At 64.6% G+C, this 17,074-nt stretch carries 16 protein-coding genes; 5 read left to right on the top strand and 11 right to left on the bottom strand.

Annotated elements, in window-relative coordinates:
* Nucleotides 1–40: 40 nt before the first annotated feature.
* Nucleotides 41–1,444, bottom strand: coding sequence for an NAD(P)/FAD-dependent oxidoreductase (locus tag LCM4577_RS01885; RefSeq protein ID WP_071069297.1), 1,404 nt, complete (start codon nucleotides 1,442–1,444; stop codon nucleotides 41–43).
* 186 nt (nucleotides 1,445–1,630) lie between these two features.
* On the opposite strand from LCM4577_RS01885, the gene LCM4577_RS01880 reads away from it, so the two are divergent.
* Nucleotides 1,631–2,431, top strand: a complete 801-nt coding sequence (locus LCM4577_RS01880; protein WP_071069295.1) for a class I SAM-dependent methyltransferase — start codon at nucleotides 1,631–1,633, stop codon at nucleotides 2,429–2,431.
* A gap of 14 nt (nucleotides 2,432–2,445) precedes the next feature.
* On the opposite strand, the gene LCM4577_RS01875 is transcribed toward LCM4577_RS01880, so the two are convergent.
* Nucleotides 2,446–3,150, bottom strand: a complete 705-nt coding sequence (locus LCM4577_RS01875; protein ID WP_071069293.1) for a YafY family protein — start codon at nucleotides 3,148–3,150, stop codon at nucleotides 2,446–2,448.
* A gap of 126 nt (nucleotides 3,151–3,276) precedes the next feature.
* Here LCM4577_RS01875 and LCM4577_RS01870 point away from each other — a divergent pair, with 126 nt between their 5' ends.
* The gene (locus LCM4577_RS01870) at nucleotides 3,277–3,912 is read left to right on the top strand and encodes a LysE family translocator (protein WP_071069291.1); all 636 of its coding nucleotides are present in this window, start codon (nucleotides 3,277–3,279) and stop codon (nucleotides 3,910–3,912) included.
* A 24-nt stretch (nucleotides 3,913–3,936) separates the two neighbouring features.
* Here the strand turns inward: LCM4577_RS01870 and LCM4577_RS01865 are convergent, their stop codons facing one another.
* The 7 genes from LCM4577_RS01865 to LCM4577_RS01835 all read right to left on the bottom strand — a co-directional run bounded on the left by LCM4577_RS01865 (nucleotide 3,937) and on the right by LCM4577_RS01835 (nucleotide 11,756).
* Nucleotides 3,937–5,028: a 3-deoxy-7-phosphoheptulonate synthase gene (locus LCM4577_RS01865; protein WP_071069289.1), complete on the bottom strand. Its 1,092-nt coding sequence runs from the start codon at nucleotides 5,026–5,028 to the stop codon at nucleotides 3,937–3,939.
* Nucleotides 5,029–5,240: 212 nt separating this feature from the next.
* Nucleotides 5,241–6,035, bottom strand: a complete 795-nt coding sequence (locus LCM4577_RS01860; RefSeq protein WP_071069287.1) for an SDR family oxidoreductase — start codon at nucleotides 6,033–6,035, stop codon at nucleotides 5,241–5,243.
* Between the two features lie 374 nt (nucleotides 6,036–6,409).
* Nucleotides 6,410–7,402 carry an inositol 2-dehydrogenase gene (gene iolG / locus LCM4577_RS01855; RefSeq protein ID WP_071069285.1) on the bottom strand — a complete coding sequence of 331 codons (993 nt, stop codon included), beginning with the start codon at nucleotides 7,400–7,402 and terminating at the stop codon, nucleotides 6,410–6,412.
* An 82-nt stretch (nucleotides 7,403–7,484) separates the two neighbouring features.
* On the bottom strand, nucleotides 7,485–8,255 hold the full coding sequence (locus LCM4577_RS01850) for an ATP-binding cassette domain-containing protein (RefSeq protein WP_071069283.1): 771 nt from the start codon (nucleotides 8,253–8,255) through the stop codon (nucleotides 7,485–7,487).
* A 2-nt stretch (nucleotides 8,256–8,257) separates the two neighbouring features.
* A complete protein-coding gene (locus tag LCM4577_RS01845) occupies nucleotides 8,258–9,334 on the bottom strand; it encodes an ABC transporter permease (protein ID WP_071069281.1) in 1,077 nt (358 codons plus the stop codon).
* A gap of 107 nt (nucleotides 9,335–9,441) precedes the next feature.
* Nucleotides 9,442–10,383: a sugar ABC transporter substrate-binding protein gene (locus tag LCM4577_RS01840; RefSeq protein ID WP_071069280.1), complete on the bottom strand. Its 942-nt coding sequence runs from the start codon at nucleotides 10,381–10,383 to the stop codon at nucleotides 9,442–9,444.
* 341 nt (nucleotides 10,384–10,724) lie between these two features.
* Complete coding sequence (locus LCM4577_RS01835) at nucleotides 10,725–11,756, bottom strand: LacI family DNA-binding transcriptional regulator (protein ID WP_071069278.1); 1,032 nt, start codon at nucleotides 11,754–11,756, stop codon at nucleotides 10,725–10,727.
* Nucleotides 11,757–11,930: 174 nt separating this feature from the next.
* On the opposite strand from LCM4577_RS01835, the gene LCM4577_RS01830 reads away from it, so the two are divergent.
* The 3 genes from LCM4577_RS01830 to LCM4577_RS01820 are packed head-to-tail and all read left to right on the top strand — an operon-like array spanning nucleotide 11,931 to nucleotide 14,625.
* Nucleotides 11,931–13,037 carry a fatty acid desaturase family protein gene (locus LCM4577_RS01830; RefSeq protein WP_071069276.1) on the top strand — a complete coding sequence of 369 codons (1,107 nt, stop codon included), beginning with the start codon at nucleotides 11,931–11,933 and terminating at the stop codon, nucleotides 13,035–13,037.
* A 42-nt stretch (nucleotides 13,038–13,079) separates the two neighbouring features.
* Entirely contained in the window at nucleotides 13,080–13,394 is a 315-nt protein-coding gene (locus LCM4577_RS01825) for a MocE family 2Fe-2S type ferredoxin (RefSeq protein ID WP_071069274.1), read from the top strand.
* A gap of 4 nt (nucleotides 13,395–13,398) precedes the next feature.
* A complete protein-coding gene (locus LCM4577_RS01820) occupies nucleotides 13,399–14,625 on the top strand; it encodes an NAD(P)/FAD-dependent oxidoreductase (RefSeq protein WP_071069272.1) in 1,227 nt (408 codons plus the stop codon).
* 6 nt (nucleotides 14,626–14,631) lie between these two features.
* Here LCM4577_RS01820 and LCM4577_RS01815 read toward each other — a convergent pair whose 3' ends face one another.
* Together LCM4577_RS01815 and hslU are read right to left on the bottom strand one after the other, a co-directional pair.
* Nucleotides 14,632–15,666: a DUF1402 family protein gene (locus LCM4577_RS01815; protein ID WP_371410021.1), complete on the bottom strand. Its 1,035-nt coding sequence runs from the start codon at nucleotides 15,664–15,666 to the stop codon at nucleotides 14,632–14,634.
* Between the two features lie 94 nt (nucleotides 15,667–15,760).
* Nucleotides 15,761–17,071 (bottom strand): ATP-dependent protease ATPase subunit HslU, encoded by a 1,311-nt coding sequence (gene hslU / locus LCM4577_RS01810; RefSeq protein ID WP_041003701.1) that lies wholly within the window; start codon nucleotides 17,069–17,071, stop codon nucleotides 15,761–15,763.
* Nucleotides 17,072–17,074 lie beyond the last annotated feature (3 nt).

Below are 17,074 nucleotides of genomic sequence, written 5' to 3'. Positions count from 1 at the left end.
TCGCTGGCGCTCCCGATAAGTCCCACCCAGATCGCAAAGATCAGCCGGCAAGCAGGGACGCCATACGGTTGCGATCGATGAAGTTGGCGCTCGGCGGTAAGGGCTGACCATCCAGCTCGGCCAGTTTTGCCGCGATATGCGGCCTGGCGACGACGTCCTGTGGCAGCGAAACGCACATGGCGATCTCGATCACGCCGCGAAACACGTCGGCATCCTCGCTTGCGGCGGCGAAAAGCCGGGCCGTGACCGGATTCGGCGGCGGAACAGGAAGGCCGTCCGCCAGGGCGTTGATCTCCGCGATCCGGTCACGGTCGGCGGCGATCTGGTTGCGATAGAACGGGCCGACCTGGCGCTCGGTCTCGGCATCGTATTCTCGCGAGAATTCGGCAGGGTCGTCGATGTGCCGGCGAACGACGTTCCTGAGCACCTGCGCGTGCACAAGACYGACGCTCAAGCCCCGCCCGGCGGACGGATTGGTGCAGGCCCAGGCGTCGGCCACAGCCGCAAATCCGGTGACGACGGGCTGGCCGTCGACGACAAAGCGCCGGTAGCGGTCGAGAACGCCCGCCATCAGCAGGACATGCGTGATCGGCTCGCCGTCAAGCCAATGGGCCTGCATGGGACAGGCCATGACGACACGGTGGAACGTGGCCGTGTCGCGCAAAGCCCGCATGGCCTTGTTTCTCGCGGAAGTGAACAGGGTGACCGACCAGGTGTCGTTGTCGCCGTCCAGCGTGAGAATGGAGAACATCCCCATCGGCGTGAGCAGGCGGCCCTTTCGGCGCGGCCGCTGCTTGCCCGTGAAGTAGCGGGTGAAGTAGGCGAAATTGCTGTCCTCGGCTTCCTCGCTCGGGCTGCGGCCTCCGGCCGCCACGATCCATTCGCAGGCAGGGCTTCGCCGACCCATCGCGTCGATCACCAGATCGGCGCGAATCTCTTCGCCGGAGGTTGTGCGGACGCCCGCAATATGCGGCACGCCGGGAATGGCCGAAGCGCCCGTGACCAGTTCGCGAACCTTGGTCCCCCGCCGGATCATCACATTGGGCGCCGCTTGCGCCATCTCGGCCACGGCCCATTCGATCACTGGCCGCCGGCCGGTGACGAAGCGCATCGCTTCATCGCCCGGGCGGGGCGCCCTGTCCGTTATTGTCGGGGGCAGCGACCGAGGGTCGAAGAAGTCCATCCAGACGCAGCCGGCGCGCAGCAATATATCCGTCAGCCCGGGCAGTTCCTGATCGGCGACCATCCGGAAACGCGAGCTGAGGTTGTGAGGCTGCCTGAATTGCGCGACGCCAGGGCGCTCCCAATCCCACCCTTGAACGGAACTCGAAGGCTGATCCGCCGGATCGGCCTCAAGGACCGTCACGTCATGACCGTCGCGGCCAAGCATGGCCGCCGTGCACAACCCGATTACGCCTCCACCGCAAATCAGGATCTTGCTCACCCCGTCCCCCAATGTCCGCGAGGGTCGGCACTATATTAGCTTCTGTACATGTTCCCGGCAACGTGCCGGACCGGCCAGCGCCGACCCGCTCCACGCCTGGTTGCGCTCACGGGACGATCGGCTGCTTTCGTCGCTTGGCATGGCTCCCGCGCAGGTCTAGGCTGGAAGCAGCGAAGGGAGGGCGGGATGACATCAAGCTTCACCGTTCACGCCGCGTCCGGCTATGAGCAGCTCATGGGCCGCTGGAGCAAAAGACTCGCGCCCAAGTTCATCGATTTCGCCGGGCTTGCCCCCGGCGAGACAATCCTCGACGTCGGCTGCGGCACCGGTAGCCTCACCTTCGAGCTGGCAAAATCAGCCGATCTAGCCGAGATCCAGGCCATCGACTTTTCGCCGGTCTTCGTCGAGGCGGCGAAAGAGAAAAACACCGATCCGCGCGTCACCATCAGCCAGGCCGATGCCACGGCGCTGCCGTTCGCCGACAATATCTTMGACCGCACGCTGGCGCTGCTGGTGTTGCACTTCGTGCCGGAGGCCGGCAAGGCGGTGGCCGAGATGCGCCGCGTCGTGCGGCCGGGCGGCGTGGTCGCGGCCGTGGTCTGGGACCATTACGGCGGCATGACCGGCATGCGCATGATGATCGACACCGTCGCAGCGCTCAGCGAAAGCGGGCGCCAGATGCGAAGCCGCTATTGCTTCCAGCCGATGATGCAGCCGGGCGAGATGAAGCGAACCTTTGCCGAGCAGGGTCTCGTCGACGTTACCGAGGCCGAGCTGATGATCCGCATGGACTACGCGGATTTCGACGACTTCTGGGCGCCGATCGGCGCCGGCGAAGGGCCGCTCGGCAGATACCTGACCACGCTGGACGCGGCCGAACAGAAGCGCATCGAGGCCGCCGTGCGCGATGCCTATCAGGCCGGCAGGCCCGACGGCCCGCGATCCTTCGCCAATATCGCCTGGGCCTGCCGCGGCATCGTTCCCTGAACGTCGGCAGCGCCTCAGTTGCCGCCGGCTGCCGTGGCGTTGATCTCCCAGCCGTCGACCCAGACCTGCCGCAGCCGGTCGCCTTCGCCCTTGAACCACAGGCCCGCCGGCCGGCAATCCTCGATGCGGTCGCTGCGGAAATTGCGGATGGCTTGGCGCAATTCGCACCAAGCGACGACGTTGGCGGTCTCCGCGTAATAGATCAGCGCGACCGGACGGATGACGCGGTCGGTCGCCCGCCCCGCCTCGTCGCGATAAGAGAGGCTGAGCTTCTCCTCATCGCGGATGGCGCGGCGGACCAGGGCGAGGTCGACGGCGGCGGCGGACGGCGGCGCGAAGCCCCAGGCATGGATTGCGTTGGCGTCGAGCGTCTGCCGTAATGGCGGCGGCACGGCGCCGGCGATCTTGGCTCCGACGCGTTTTGCCGCTTGCTTGAGCTCATCGTCGCCGGTGCGTTCAAGCAACGCCAGCGACAGCACGATCGCCTCCATCTCCTCGATGGAAAACATCAGCGGCGGCAGGTCGAAGCCGGGGCGCAGGATATAGCCGATGCCGCGCCCACCCTCGATCGGCACGCGCATCGCCTGCAGGGCGACGATGTCGCGATAGACCGAGCGCACGGTCACCTCCAGCCGCTCTGCGATCGTCGCCGCCGTCACCGGCTTCTTTGCCAGACGCAGGATCTGGATGATCTCGAAGAGGCGCGAGGCCTTGCGCATTTTTCCACCCGACCGAAACGCAACTGACACACCCCCGTCAGTTGGGGTGACCTATAGGGCCGTCTACGCGCTTGAAAATCAACAGATTCCTTTGTGGGCAAGCGACCGAAGCGACAGGCAACTGACATGAGCTATGCCGAAAACCTCTGGCTGTTCTTCGTGCTTCTGCTCGGCATCATCGCCGTCCCGGGCATGGACATGCTGTTCGTGCTGGCCAACGCGCTGACCGGTGGCAGCAATCGCGGCCTGGCGGCCACCGCCGGCATCATGCTGGGCGGCGCGGTGCACACGCTGAACGGGGCGGTCGGCGTCGGCCTGCTCATGCATTTCGTGCYGGTGCTGTTCACGCCGCTGCTGGTCGCCGGCGCCGCCTACATGGCCTAKATCGGCATTTCGCTGATGCGCAGCTCGATCACCGTCGGCGACGACCGCCCCACGGCGAGCCGCTCGGCCTGGAAGGCATTTCGTCAGGGCCTGGCCACCTGCCTGATCAATCCGAAGGCCTATCTCTTCATCCTTGCCGTCTATCCGCAATTCCTGAAGCCGGCTTACGGCCCGATCTGGATGCAGGCGACAATCATGGGATTGCTGACGGTCGCCACGCAGGCGGCGATCTATGGCGGGCTCGCCGTCACCGCCGGCCGCAGCCGGGAGCTGCTGGTCGACAATCCGCAAGCGACCATACTTGCTGGGCGAGTCGCCGGGCTGCTGCTGTTTGCCGTTTCGATCTTCACGGTCTGGGAAGGGTTGAGGGCGGCGTGAGCGCCGCCCTCTCCAACATTTCGCTCAGGCAGCGCCTTGCCGGCTGGCGAGCAGTTCGCGCTTCACCGACCGGCGCCATTCGACGGCGCCGGCAAGGCCGTGCAGCACGGTCTCGGTGGTCGCCCAGTCGATGCAGCCGTCGGTGATGCTCTGGCCGTAGACGAGCGGCTTGCCGGGCACGACGTCCTGGCGGCCGGCGACGAGATTGCTCTCGATCATGACGCCGATGATGCGCTCGTCGCCGGAAGCGACCTGGCCCGCCACGTCATGCGCAACCTTCGGCTGGTTCTCCGGCTTCTTGGCGCTGTTGGCGTGGCTGACATCGATCATCAGCCGCGGCGCGACGCCGATGCGGCCGAGCTCGGCGGCGGCAGCCTCGACGCTTGCGGCATCGTAGTTCGGCGTGATGCCGCCGCRCAGGATGACATGGCAATCCTCATTGCCGGTGGTCGCGGCAATGGCGCTGCGGCCGCCCTTGGTCACCGCCATGAAATGATGCGGCTGGGCGGCCGACTTCACCGCTTCGCCGGCGATCCTCAGATTGCCGTCGGTGCCGTTCTTGAAACCGACCGGGCAGGAGAGACCCGAGGCCAGCTCGCGATGGATCTGGCTTTCGGTGGTTCGCGCGCCGATGGCGCCCCAGGCGACGAGGTCGGCGATGTATTGCGGCGTGGTCATGTCGAGGAATTCGGTCGCCGCCGGCAGGCCGAGATTGTTGACGGCCGACAAGACGTTGCGCGCCATGCGCAAGCCCTTGTCGATGTTGAAGCTGCCGTCGAGGTCGGGATCGTTGATGAGGCCCTTCCAGCCGACCGTGGTGCGCGGCTTCTCAAAATAGACGCGCATGACGATCTCGAGCCGGTCGGCCAGGGCCTCGCGCAGCGCCGCCAGACGGCTGGCGTAGTCCACGGCGGCGACCGGATCGTGGATGGAACAAGGGCCGACGATGACCACCAGTCGATCGTCGGCCCCCGTGAGGATGGAATGGATGGCGTTGCGCGAGGCGGCAACGGTGCGCGTCGCCGTGAGCGAGCGCGGTATCTCGCGCATCACCTCTTCCGGCGTGCTCAGGACTTTGAGTTCTCTGACCCGAAGGTCGTCTGTGGTGGTCAACACGGCTTTCTGCTCCTGGTTAGGAGACCCGCCGGCTGAAACAAAAAAGCCGCCAGGTCTGGCGGCTTGTCGGATTTTGATCTGGAGTTTTTCAGATCGAGCGCAATCCTCCCGCCGCCAGCGAGCTACCGTAGCTAAAGTACCAAAACGAGGCGGTCAGGTGGATCATGCGGCTCATATAGTCGATGTCGGGGCGCTTGTCACGTGCGACGATTCTACTCCCCGATCACCCCGGCGATGTTCTGGTCGTAGTCCACCAGCGAGCCGGTCATGACGCCGGCCTGGGGGCTCAGCATATAGGTGATCAGCCGGGCGAGCTGAGCCGGTTTCACCAACTGGCCCATGGGCTGCGCCGCTTCGGCCTTCTCCAGCCAGTCGTCGGGCGCGTCGTGCCATTTCTTCTGGACGATCGCCTCGCCCTCGGTGTCCATCCAACCGGGCAGCACGGCGTTGCAGCGGATGCGGTTCTTGCGATAGGCGCTCGCGACATTCTTGGTCAGCGTCATCAGCGCGCCCTTGCTGGTCGAATAGGGCGTGAGGAACGACTGGCCGGCATGCGCCGACATCGACAGCACGTTGACGATCGAGCCCGGCGCCTTGCGTTCGAGCAGATGCGCGACAAGGCCCTGCATTAGGAAGAACGGTCCGCGCACGTTGGTGTCAAAGATCTGGTCGAAGAGTTCTTCCGTGGTCTCCACCAACGATCCCCGCGCGGACGTGGCGGCGGCGTTGACCAGCGCGTTCAGCGTGCCGAAATGCTTGACCGCCGTCTCGACAGCGCGCTTGCAGTCGGCGACCTTGGCGACATCGGCGCTGATGAAGATGGCGTCGACGCCATTCTTCTTGAGCGCCGCGACCGCCTTGTCGCCTTTCTCCTGCGAGCGGCCGACCAGCGCCAGCGCGCGACAGCCCTCATCGGCAAGCGCTTCCGCAACCGCGAAGCCGATGCCTTGCGCGCCGCCGGTGACGATGGCGCGCGTTTCTGAATTGCGACCGGCCAAACCGCTCATCGCTGTGCTCCTGTGTTTTGAATGACCAATGGATTTTCGAGATTCATTGACGTTCCGATCGGCTTCCCGGTGTCTTGTCGCAACGTTGATAACTTGGTCGAGGCGTCCCCGACTTCGTCATCCTAGGGCGAAGCAGGAGCGAAGCTCCGTCGCGGAGACCCTAGGATCCATGCCGTGACCCCGGCCCTAGAACGGGCGGAGCAGAATTCTGCGCCGTCAGCATCGTTTCAACGTAACGGCATGGATCCTCGGGTCTGCGCGCGTCGCTTCGCTCCTTGCTCCGCCCGTGGATGACGACGCGATGGATGTTCCGGCCAATCGCCACCCTTGCAGACCACAAACCGACCATCCTTCAAAGCGTTCACCCAGCCGGACTAGCCGACGCGGACGGTCTTGCCGGTCTTCGCCGATTGCAAGGCCGCATCGGCCAGCTTCAGCGCAACCAGCCCATCCTTGCCGCTCGGCGCCGCCTTCTTGCCCGCGGTCGCCGCGGCGATGAAGGAGGCGATCTCGTTGGCATAGGCGTCGATGTAGCGGGTCATGAAGAAGTCGTGCAGCGGCGGGCGGGTGTAGCCCTTGTCGTTGGCGAGCTCGATCGACACCGGCCGCTGGTTCTCGGCCGCGACCATGCCTTTCGAGCCATGCACCTCGATGCGCTGGTCGTAGCCATAGGTGGCGCGGCGCGAGTTGGAGATGACCGCCTGCTTGCCGGAGGCGGTTTCGAGGATGACGCTGACCGAATCGAAATCGCCGGCATCGCCGATCTTCTTGTCGACCAGCACCGAGGCGTGGGCGCTGACGGCAACAGGTTCTTCACCCAGCAGGAAGCGGGCCATGTCGAAATCATGGATGGTCATGTCGCGAAAAATGCCGCCGGAGCGGGCGATGTAATCGAGCGGCGGGGCGCCGGGATCGCGCGACGTGATGGTGACCATCTCGACTGCGCCGATGGCGCCGTCGTCGATCGCCTTGCGGACGGCGGCGAAATGCGGGTCGAAGCGGCGGTTGAAGCCGACCATCAGCGTGGCTCCGGTCTTCTCGACCACGGCCAGGCATTTCTCGACCCGCTCGACGGAGAGATCGATCGGCTTCTCGCAGAAGATCGCCTTGCCGGCCTTGGCGAAGCGCTCGATCAGATCGGCATGGGTGTCGGTCGGCGTGCAGATGATGACGGCGTCGATGTCCTTGGCCTGCTCGATGGCGTCGATCGTGCGGACTTCGGCGCCATAGGCGGAGGCGAGCTCCGTCGCCGCTTTCTCGAAGGCATCGGCTACGGCCACCAGCCTGGCCTGCGGGTTGGAGGCGACGGCGCGGGCATGCACCTTGCCGATGCGGCCGGCGCCGAGGAGAGCGAAGCGGAGTGTCATGGAATGTCCTTCGAGGTGGGTTTTATAGGCATATCCGCGCCTTTTGGCGCGGAAGATTGGCTTGATCCCGTCGTGGCGCCCGTCAGGCAGCCTGACGTTCCGCCTGTCCGGTCTTCGCGCCGGTGATGTAGGCGACGATGTCGTTGCCGTCGGTGTCCTGCTTGCGCAGGTTGGCGACGATGCGGCCGCGGCGGAAGACGACGATGCGGTCGACCAGGTCGAACACCTGGCGCATGTTGTGGCTGACCAGGATCAGCGGCTCGCCGTTTTCCTTCAGCGTACGGATGATGTTTTCGACCTGCGCCGTCTCCTGCACGCCGAGCGCCGCCGTCGGCTCGTCCATGATGATCAGCTTGGAGGCGAAGGTCGCGGTCCTGGCGATCGCCACGCACTGGCGCTGGCCGCCCGACATGTGGCGGATGGTGCTGGAGAGGTTGGGGATCTTCACCGCCGTGCGAACAAGTGCTGCCTCCGTCGCCTTGCGCATCGCCTTGCGGTCGAGGATGGAGAAGGGGCCGAGGTTGAACAGCACCTTCTCGCGACCGAGGAACAGGTTGGACGGCACGTCGAGGTCGTCGGCCAGCGCGAGGTTCTGGAACACGGTCTCAATGCCTGCCTCGCGCGCCTCGATGGGGCCGGAGAAATTCACCTCCTTGCCGTCGAACCAGATCTTGCCGTCGGTGCGCTGCTCGACGCCGGTGATCTGGCGCACGAAGGTCGATTTGCCGGCGCCGTTGTCGCCCATGATGGCGACATGCTCGCCCTTGCGCAGCTCGAAATTCGCCTCCTGCAGCGCATGCACGCCGCCATAATGCTTGGTGAGGTTCTCGGTCTTCAGAACGATGTCCGACATGGTCAAGCTCCTATCGCGCGGCGGCGCTGGCGCCATTGATCGAGAACGACCGCGCCGACGATGATCACGCCCTTCACCATCTCCTGATAGTAGGCGTCGAGGCGCAGGAAGGTGAAGCCGGAAATGATGACGCCGAAGATCAGCGAGCCGATGACGGTGCCGATGATCGAGCCGCGGCCGCCCGAGAGCGAGACGCCGCCGATGACCGCCATGGCGATGGCATCGAGCTCGTACATGACGCCCATGCCGGCCTGGGCGGTGAGGTTCTTGGAGGAGAGCACCACCGCGGCGATCGCGGCCAGGATGCCGGCGATGGCATAGACCAGCACCTTGTGGTTGGCGATCTTGATGCCGGACATGCGCGCGGCATCCTCGTTGGAGCCGATGGCGTAGCAGTGCTTGCCGTATTTCGTGTAGGTCAAGATGAGCTGGAACAGGATCGCCAGCGAGATGAAGATGACGACGGGCATCAGGCCCTTGCCGATGGCCGCGAAGCTGTCGGTCGGGAACGAGATCGRCTGGCCCTTCGACCACCATTTGGCGATGCCGCGGGCGGTGACCATCATGCCCAGCGTGGCGATGAAAGGTGGAATGCGGGTATAGGCGATCAGGAACCCGTTGATCAGGCCGGCGATCAGGCCGCAGCCGATCGCCACCAGCAACGGCACGATGACCGGCAGGTCGGTCCAGCCATAGTCGATGAACATCGCCTTGGGGTTGGGATTGCCATTGACGGTCGCGACCTGGGCGAAGCTCATGGCGATCATGGCGGTGGCGCCGACGATCGAGCCCGAGGACAGATCGATGCCGCCGCAGATGATGACCTGGGTGACGCCGATGGCGATGATGCCGACGATCGAAACCTGCAGGATGATGATCTGCAGGCGCTGCTCGTTGAACAGGCCCGAGACGTTCTCGCGGGTGTTGAACAGGAAGCTGTCGCCGAGGAAGACGCGGCCGATCAGCTCGAAGGCGGCGACCAGGATAACCAGCGCCAGGAACACGTTGAACTCGGCCGGCCATGGACGCTTCTTGGCGTCATAGCTCAGCCCGCCAATGCCATGCGATGTCTGTGACACGTCTTCTTCCTCCGTCGGGGCGCACTTGTCCGGCCTCCCGCGGACGGGAGGAAAGGCGGAGCGGCGCGCTTGTTCCGATTGGACGCGCCGCCCCGTATCGAGGCGCCTCAGTTCTTCTTCAAGAACTTGTCGATGTTCGCCGGCGTCACGAGCTGGAACGGGATGTAGACTTTCTTGTCCACCTTTTCGCCCTTGGAAAGCTTCAGCGCCGCATCGAGCGCGCCGGCGCCCTGACCGGCCGCGTCCTGGAAGACCGTGACGTCGAGATCGCCCGCCTGCATGGCGGCCAGCGCGTCCTGGGTGGCATCGACGCCGCCGACCACGACCGACTTCATGTCGATGTTGGCGGCCTTCATCGCCTGGATGGCGCCGATTGCGCTTTCGTCGTTGTTGGCGATGACGCCGTCGAAGGCCTTGCCCGACGACAGCCAGTTGGTCATCAGGTTCTGCGCTTCGTCACGCTTCCAGTTCGAGGTCTGCTTGTCGATGATCTTGATGAAGCTGCAGTCCGGCGTGGCGATCACTTCCTCGATGTCCTTGGTGCGCTGCACCGCGGCCTGGTTCGAGAGCTCGCCCATGATCACATAGACATTGGCTTCCTTCTTGCCGGCTTCCTTGAATAGGCGGCAGGCTTCCTTGGTCTCGAGCGTGCCGGATTCGGCCTCATTCGAGGCAACGAAGGCCTGGTTGTCGGGGAGCTTGTCGACGTTGACCGGCTCGCGGTTGACGTAGACCAGCGGGATCTTAGCGGCAGCGGCCGCGTCCGACATCGCCTGGGTGGCCGAGGTGTCGACCGGATTGACGATGATGGCGTCGACGCCCGAGGCGGCGAAGTTCTTGATCTGGTCGAGCTGCTTGGCGACGTCGTTCTGCGCGTCCTCGACCTGCAGCTCGACGCCATCCATTCCCTTGGCCTGGGCGATCATGCCGTTGCGCAGCACGGTCAGGAAGTTGTCGTCGAAAAGAGCCATCGAGACGCCGATCTTGGCGGCGAAGGCGGATGAACACATCAGCGCCGAAAGCGCGACGCCCAAAAGAAGTTTCTTCATTTTATTCTCCTCCACTTGGTGTCCGGCTGCACCCATTGAACCGGAATCCCCGGTTTGCCCGGGGAATCTCTCCCTGCGGCCATGCGGCGTCGCCAATTCGATTGGAACGCCTCTTCCTCCGTCCGAACAGACGCTTCGGAACGAAAGAACCAAAAGGCCTGGTTGGTGAAATATTTATTCCATTTCGTTTTGGAAACGTCAAGGGCGATTCCGACCGGGGCGGCCGGTTTTTCGATCACGATCGACGGGACGAAGGCCGCGATCGTCGCCGCACGGGCCGGAATCGCGGCAAACCGCCATGAAAGAATTCATCAGCCTGATGGATTCCATCACTGCGGACGCTAGATATTTTCCGGCAGATAGATGTCGAAGGGCAGGAAGGTCTGCCCTGGCGCATTGGCGGCGCCGCTTTCGATGGCGTGCGCCATCAGCCCGACGAGTTCCCGGCAGAGCGCTGCGAGCGGCGTCGAGATCACCATGGTGAGGATGTTGTCGGCAAGTGCGGCGCGCGAGACGGCGTTGATCTCGTTGCAGATGACGACCGGCATCTCGGCCGGGCGCGCCGTCCTCAGCGCCGAGACCGCGCCCTCCATGCCACCGCCGGCAACGTAGCAGCCGGCAAGATCGGGATGGCGCGCCAGGAGGTCGAGCATGGCGTCATGCGTCACGTCATTGGCCTCGAGGTTGACCAGTGTCTCCATCACGGTGAAGTCCGGCGCATGCTCGCGGAAGAAAGAGCGGAAGCCGATCTCGCGCAGCTCATGGCCGTGGAAGCGGTGGCTGCCGACGAAGAGTGCCACCTTGCCCGGCTTCCTGGCGGCCTTGGCGATCATCCAGGCTGCGCTGCGCCCGACCTTGCGGTTGTCGAGACCGACATAGCCCTCGCGGATGCCGGCGGCAAAGTCGGACAGCAACGAGAAGACCGGCTGCCCCCTCGCCTTCAGCGCCTCCACGACCGCCGTCAGGTTGGGATGGTCCGGGCCGACAACGGCGATGGCTCTCGACTTGGCCGCCAGTTTGCGCATCTGGGCTGCGATCTCGTCAGGCACCAGCGAAGTGGCGAACTCGACGGTCGCAACGCCGCGGAAACGTTGCGACTGCGCGACCGCCAGCTCAAGCTCCCTGGCGAAATCACCGTAGAAGACGTCATTGCCCCTCAGCAGCAGGAAGCCGAGCCGGTATTCCGGCAATTCCTGGCGCATGCGCTGCTTGATCAGCCCCGCCGCGTGATAACCGATCTCGGTGGCGGCGTCGTAGACGCGGCGCGCGGTTTCCTCGCGCACCGGCAGGCGGCTGTTCAGTACCCGGTCGACCGTGGCGACGCTGACGCCGGAGACGCGCGCGAGATCGGTAATGGTCGGCCGCTTTGTCATCAATGCTTCCTCGTCAACGCGACCGAAGATATATCATTCTGATAGGAAATGATAGAAACTATCTTTGTGATGTTGAGACTATCAGACCTTGCGACTATGCTGAAGTGGAAAGTCAGCGATGCGCGAGCCCTGCATGGTCGGGGCAGTCGCCAAGGCGCTGGCGGAGGAACCCCAATGACGGCAATCACGTCTTCGGCGGCGTCGCCGCGCGACTACAGCCTGACCGGACGAGACGCCAGGCTCGCGGTCGAGAACGGRCTGGCGGCGGCCGAGTGGTATCACACCGAGATCCCGCGCAAGCAGATGAAGGAGCTGATGCAGCGCTCCGACCAGCCGGCGATCCGCGACACCATCATCTGGCTGGGCGCCTTCGTCGTCAGCGCCGCGGGCGGCATCTGGTTCTGGGGCAGCTGGTGGTGCGTGCCGTTCTTCTTCGTCTACGGCACGCTCTACGGCTCCTCGACCGATTCCCGCTGGCACGAATGCGGCCATGGCACGGCCTTCCGCACGCAATGGATGAACGATGCCGTCTACCAGCTCGCCTGCTTCATGATCATGCGCAACCCGGTGACCTGGCGCTGGAGCCACACGCGCCACCACACCGACACGATCATCGTCGGCCGCGACCCGGAGATCGCCGTCATGCGCCCGCCGGACCTGCTGCGTGTGGTCCTGAACTTCTTCGGCATCCTCGACGCCTGGCATGCGATGACCGACATGGTGCGCAACGCCGCCGGCGTCATCAGCGCCGCGGAAAAGACCTTCATCCCCGAGCAGGAGCAGCCGAAGGCCATCCGCGTGGCCCGCATCTGGGTCGCCATCTATCTGGTGACCATCGCTTTGGCCCTCTACCTGCATTCCTGGCTGCCGCTGATGCTCGTCGGCCTGCCTCGTCTTTATGGCGCCTGGCATCACGTCATGACCGGCCTGCTGCAGCATGGCGGGCTGGCTGAGAATGTCATCGATCACCGGCTGAACAGCCGCACCGTCTACATGAACCCGATCAGCCGCTTCATCTACTGGAACATGAACTACCATGTGGAGCACCACATGTTCCCGATGGTGCCCTATCACGCGCTGCCGAAGCTGCATGAAATGATCAGGCACGATCTGCCGGCGCCGACCCCATCGATCCTGGCCGGCTACCGCGAGATGATCCCGGCTTTCCTGCGCCAGCTGCGCAACGAGGACTATTTCCTCAAGCGCGCGCTGCCGCCGACGGCGAAGCCCTACCGGGAAGAACTGCACAACGACAATCCGGTGGCGRCCGCGGCCGAATGAACTGCCGAAGAGCTTAACCAATCGATTTTCGCGGAGGATAAGATGAGCGACTGGGTCGAGGCCTGCGCGGCTGAAGACATCGACGAAGAGGACGTGATGCGGTTCGACCATGGCGGCCGAACCTTCGCCATCTACCRCAGCCCGGACGACGAATACTTCGCGACCGACGGCCTGTGCACGCATGAAAAGGTGCATCTGGCCGACGGGCTGGTGATGGACGACATCATCGAATGCCCCAAGCACAATGGCCGCTTCAACTACAAGACCGGCGACGCGCGCGGCGCGCCGGTCTGCGTCAATCTCAAGACCTATCCGGTCAAGGTCGATGCCGGAAAAGTCCTGATCCAGATCGGGTGAGACAATGGCGGGGATGGTGATCATCGGGGCCGGCGAGTGCGGCGGACGCGCGGCGCTTGCGCTCCGCGATCTCGGCTATGAAGGGCCGGTCACGCTGGTCGGCGACGAGCCGCATCTGCCTTACGAGCGGCCGCCACTGTCGAAGGACGCGATGACCGGCGAGGTTCCGGTCATCAAGGCGATCGCCAGCGACGAACTGTTCGCCGAACGCTCGATCCGCCACATCCATTCCGTCCGGGCCGTCGCGATCGATCGTGCAGCCCATACCGTGCAGCTGTCGGACGGATCTTCGCTGCCATATGAAAAGCTTTTGCTGGCGACTGGATCGGTGCCGCGCAAGCTGCCGATGCCGGGCCTCGGGGGCCGTTGCGTTTACCTGAGGACCTTCAACGACGCGCTGGCCATCCGCGCCCATCTCAACGCCGGCAACCGTGTCGCCATCATCGGCGGCGGCTTCATCGGCCTGGAGCTTGCCGCGGCGGCGCGCAAGCTCGGCGCCACGGTCACCGTCATCGAGGCGCAGCCGCGCATCCTGATGCGCGGCGTGCCGGCGGAGATCGCCGAAATCATCCACAAGGCGCATGAGGCCGAGGGCGTTGCGATCCGCACCGGCCAGGGGATCGCCGCGATTGCCGATGACGGCAAAGAAGTCGCCATCACGCTGGCCGATGGACAGACGGTCGTCGCCGATCTCGCGGTGATCGGCATCGGCGCGGTGCCGGTGACGGCGCTCGCCGCCGAGGCGGGTTTGGCGATCGATAACGGCATCGCCGTCGACGAACATTTGCGCACCGCCGACCCGGATATCTTCGCCGCCGGCGATTGCTGCTCGTTCCCGCTCGCCGTCTATGGCGGGCGGCGCGTGCGTCTCGAAGCCTGGCGCAACGCCCAGGAACAGGGCGCGCTGGCCGCGAAGAACATGCTGGGCGCCGGCGAGGCGCATGCGGCCGTGCCGTGGTTCTGGTCGGATCAGTATGGGCTCACCCTGCAAATCGCCGGGCTGCCCGACGAAGGCAAGAGCATCGTGCGGCGCGACCTCGATGACGGCGCCTTCATCCTGTTCCATCTGGCTGAGGACGGCAGGCTGGTCGCAGCCAGCGGGATCGGCTCCGGCAACGCGGTGGCGCGCGACATCCGCCTGGCGGAAATGCTGATCGCCAAGCGGGCGAGCCCGGCGCCGGAGGCGCTCGGCTCGCAAGCGGTCAAGCTGAAGTCGCTGTTGGCGGCGTGAGGTCAGCTAAAACAGCGCCTTCAGCTCGTCCAACTTGTCGTTGACCAGCCAGCCGTAATAGTTCTCCTCGGGCAGCTTTTCGGCTTGGCCTTCGGCGCGGCGCTTTTCGTTCTCTTCCTTCAGCGCATAGGCGCGCTGCTCGGGATTGCCGACATTGTAGAGCGTGGCGGTCAGGCCTGGATTCTTCGAGATGTCGAAGCCGGCGATGCCGCGGTAGGCGTCGATCGACTTCCTGATGGTCGCGGCGACGTAAGGCAGCGTCAGGTCCGGATCCATGATGGTCTTGTAGACGGCGTTGGGATCATCGACATCGAGCCTCGGCAAGCCGGAGACCTTGTGCACCAGATCGCTCATCTGCAGCGCGGTCAGCGGGTTCAATTGGCCGAGGCCGAAGGTCTGGCYGGCGTAATAGGGCTGGAAGAAGGTGGCGCCGAAGCGGTCGTTGGGGAAGTCCTCGCCGCCGACGGTCTTGCCGCGGAAGGAGTGGTTCCAGACCTGCTCGCGGCATTCCCACAGATCATAGCTGTCGTCCATGCCGGCGCATTTCTTGAATTCCGGCCGCTGGATGAAGTCCGAGATGTCCTCGCCGTGATAGGCGAAGGAGAGCTTGCTCGACAGATAGGAGATCGCCTTGACGTAATAGGTCTGCAGGCGGTCATACGCGTCGACATTGTAGGTATGCTCGCCGACGATGGCGCCGACGATATGCATGGGGTCGATGCCGTAGGCCGCCGCCACCTTCCTGATCTTGCCGCGCAATTCGGCATCGTTCTGCAAGAGCGCATAGACCTTGCGGTACTTGGCCTGGAAGGTTGTGTTGGTGGCCTGGGTGCGCCGGCTGGAAGCGCCCGGAATATCCGGCTGCACGCTGTTGCGGTTGCCCGGCGGCACCATCGTCGCGGCATCGGCGATCGTCACCGCCGCCGCCAGGGCCATACCGAGAAAAAGCAGGATAAGTTTCTTCATACGCCGCCGCTTTCGAATCCGCGGCAAACTAGGTAAAGCGCGTCGCAGAGTCGAGAGAAGGCTTCGAGCCGCCACCAAGAATGGTGGCCAGATGCTTCCATTTGGCCACACTTTGCATGCGAGGGTTCTTCGAGCCAGCCCGAGGGCCAGCCCGAAACCACGACAGAGCTTAAAGGATGAACCGCGACAGGTCGGTGTTGCGCGACAGGTCGCCGACATGCTTCTCGACATAGGCGGCATCGATGGTCACCGTCGTGCCGTGGCGGTCCGGCGCGTCGTAGGAGATCTCGTCCAGCACGCGCTCCATCACCGTCTGCAGGCGCCGCGCGCCGATGTTCTCGACGCTGGCGTTGAGCTCGACGGCGATGCCGGCCAGCGAATCGATGGCGTCGTCGGTGAAGGTCAGCTCAACGCCTTCGGTCTTCATCAGCGCGATATACTGCTTGATGAGGCTCGCTTCGGTCTCGGTGAGGATGCGCACGAAATCCGACTTCTCCAGCGCGCGCAGCTCGACGCGGATCGGCAGGCGGCCCTGCAGCTCGGGCAGCAGGTCGGACGGCTTGGAGACGTGGAAGGCGCCCGAAGCGATGAACAAGATATGGTCGGTCTTGATCGGCCCATATTTGGTCGCGACCGTGGTGCCTTCGACGAGCGGCAGCAGGTCGCGCTGCACGCCTTCGCGCGACGGACCGCCCGAAATGTCGCTCCTGGCGGCGATCTTGTCGATCTCGTCGAGGAAGACGATGCCGTCATTCTCGGCCGATTCCAGCGCCCTGCGCACCACCTCGTCCTGGTCGAGCAGCTTGTCGGACTCGTCGTTGACCAAAAGCGCGTAAGAATCGCGCACCGTGGTCTTGCGGGTCTTGGTCCTGCGGCCGCCCATCGCCTTCGACAGCATGTCGTTGATGTTGAGCACGCCGACATTGGCGCCCGGCATGCCGGGGATCTCGAAGCCGGGCATGCCGCCGGTGCCGGTGTCGGCCACCTCGATCTCGATCTCCTTGTCGTCGAGCTCGCCGTCGCGCAGCTTCTTGCGGAAGCTGTCACGCGTGGCCGGGCTCGCCGTCTTGCCGACGAGGGCTTCCAGCACGCGTTCCTCGGCGTTGATCTGGGCGCGCGCCGCGACGTCCTCGCGCATCTTCTCGCGGGTCAGGCCGATGGCGACCTCGACGAGGTCGCGCACGATCTGCTCGACATCGCGGCCGACATAGCCGACCTCGGTGAACTTGGTCGCCTCGACCTTGACGAAGGGCGCGCCGGCGAGCCGCGCCAGGCGGCGCGAGATCTCGGTCTTGCCGACGCCGGTCGGGCCGATCATCAGGATGTTCTTCGGCATCACCTCTTCGCGCATCTGGCCTTCCAGTTGCTGGCGGCGCCAGCGGTTGCGCAAGGCGATGGCCACGGCGCGCTTGGCGTCCTTCTGGCCGATGATGAAGCGGTCGAGTTCCGAAACGATTTCGCGGGGGGAGAAGGTGCTCATATT

Origin of the sequence: Mesorhizobium sp. LCM 4577, assembly GCF_001854795.2 — a bacterium.
Lineage (GTDB): Bacteria > Pseudomonadota > Alphaproteobacteria > Rhizobiales > Rhizobiaceae > Mesorhizobium > Mesorhizobium plurifarium.
This window is presented reverse-complemented; position numbering and strand designations above follow the sequence as displayed.

Bases quoted from the DNA above. Each gene is read 5' to 3' on its own strand.
- LCM4577_RS01850 (WP_071069283.1), bottom strand. From the start codon at position 8,255: ATGTCGGACATCGTTCTGAAGACCGAGAACCTCACCAAGCATTATGGC.
- LCM4577_RS01835 (WP_071069278.1), bottom strand. From the start codon at position 11,756: ATGACAAAGCGGCCGACCATTACCGATCTCGCGCGCGTCTCCGGCGTC.
- LCM4577_RS01820 (WP_071069272.1), top strand. From the start codon at position 13,399: ATGGCGGGGATGGTGATCATCGGGGCCGGCGAGTGCGGCGGACGCGCG.
- LCM4577_RS01860 (WP_071069287.1), bottom strand. From the start codon at position 6,035: ATGAGCGGTTTGGCCGGTCGCAATTCAGAAACGCGCGCCATCGTCACC.
- iolG (WP_071069285.1), bottom strand. From the start codon at position 7,402: ATGACACTCCGCTTCGCTCTCCTCGGCGCCGGCCGCATCGGCAAGGTG.
- hslU (WP_041003701.1), bottom strand. From the start codon at position 17,071: ATGAGCACCTTCTCCCCCCGCGAAATCGTTTCGGAACTCGACCGCTTC.
- LCM4577_RS01875 (WP_071069293.1), bottom strand. From the start codon at position 3,150: ATGCGCAAGGCCTCGCGCCTCTTCGAGATCATCCAGATCCTGCGTCTG.
- LCM4577_RS01840 (WP_071069280.1), bottom strand. From the start codon at position 10,383: ATGAAGAAACTTCTTTTGGGCGTCGCGCTTTCGGCGCTGATGTGTTCA.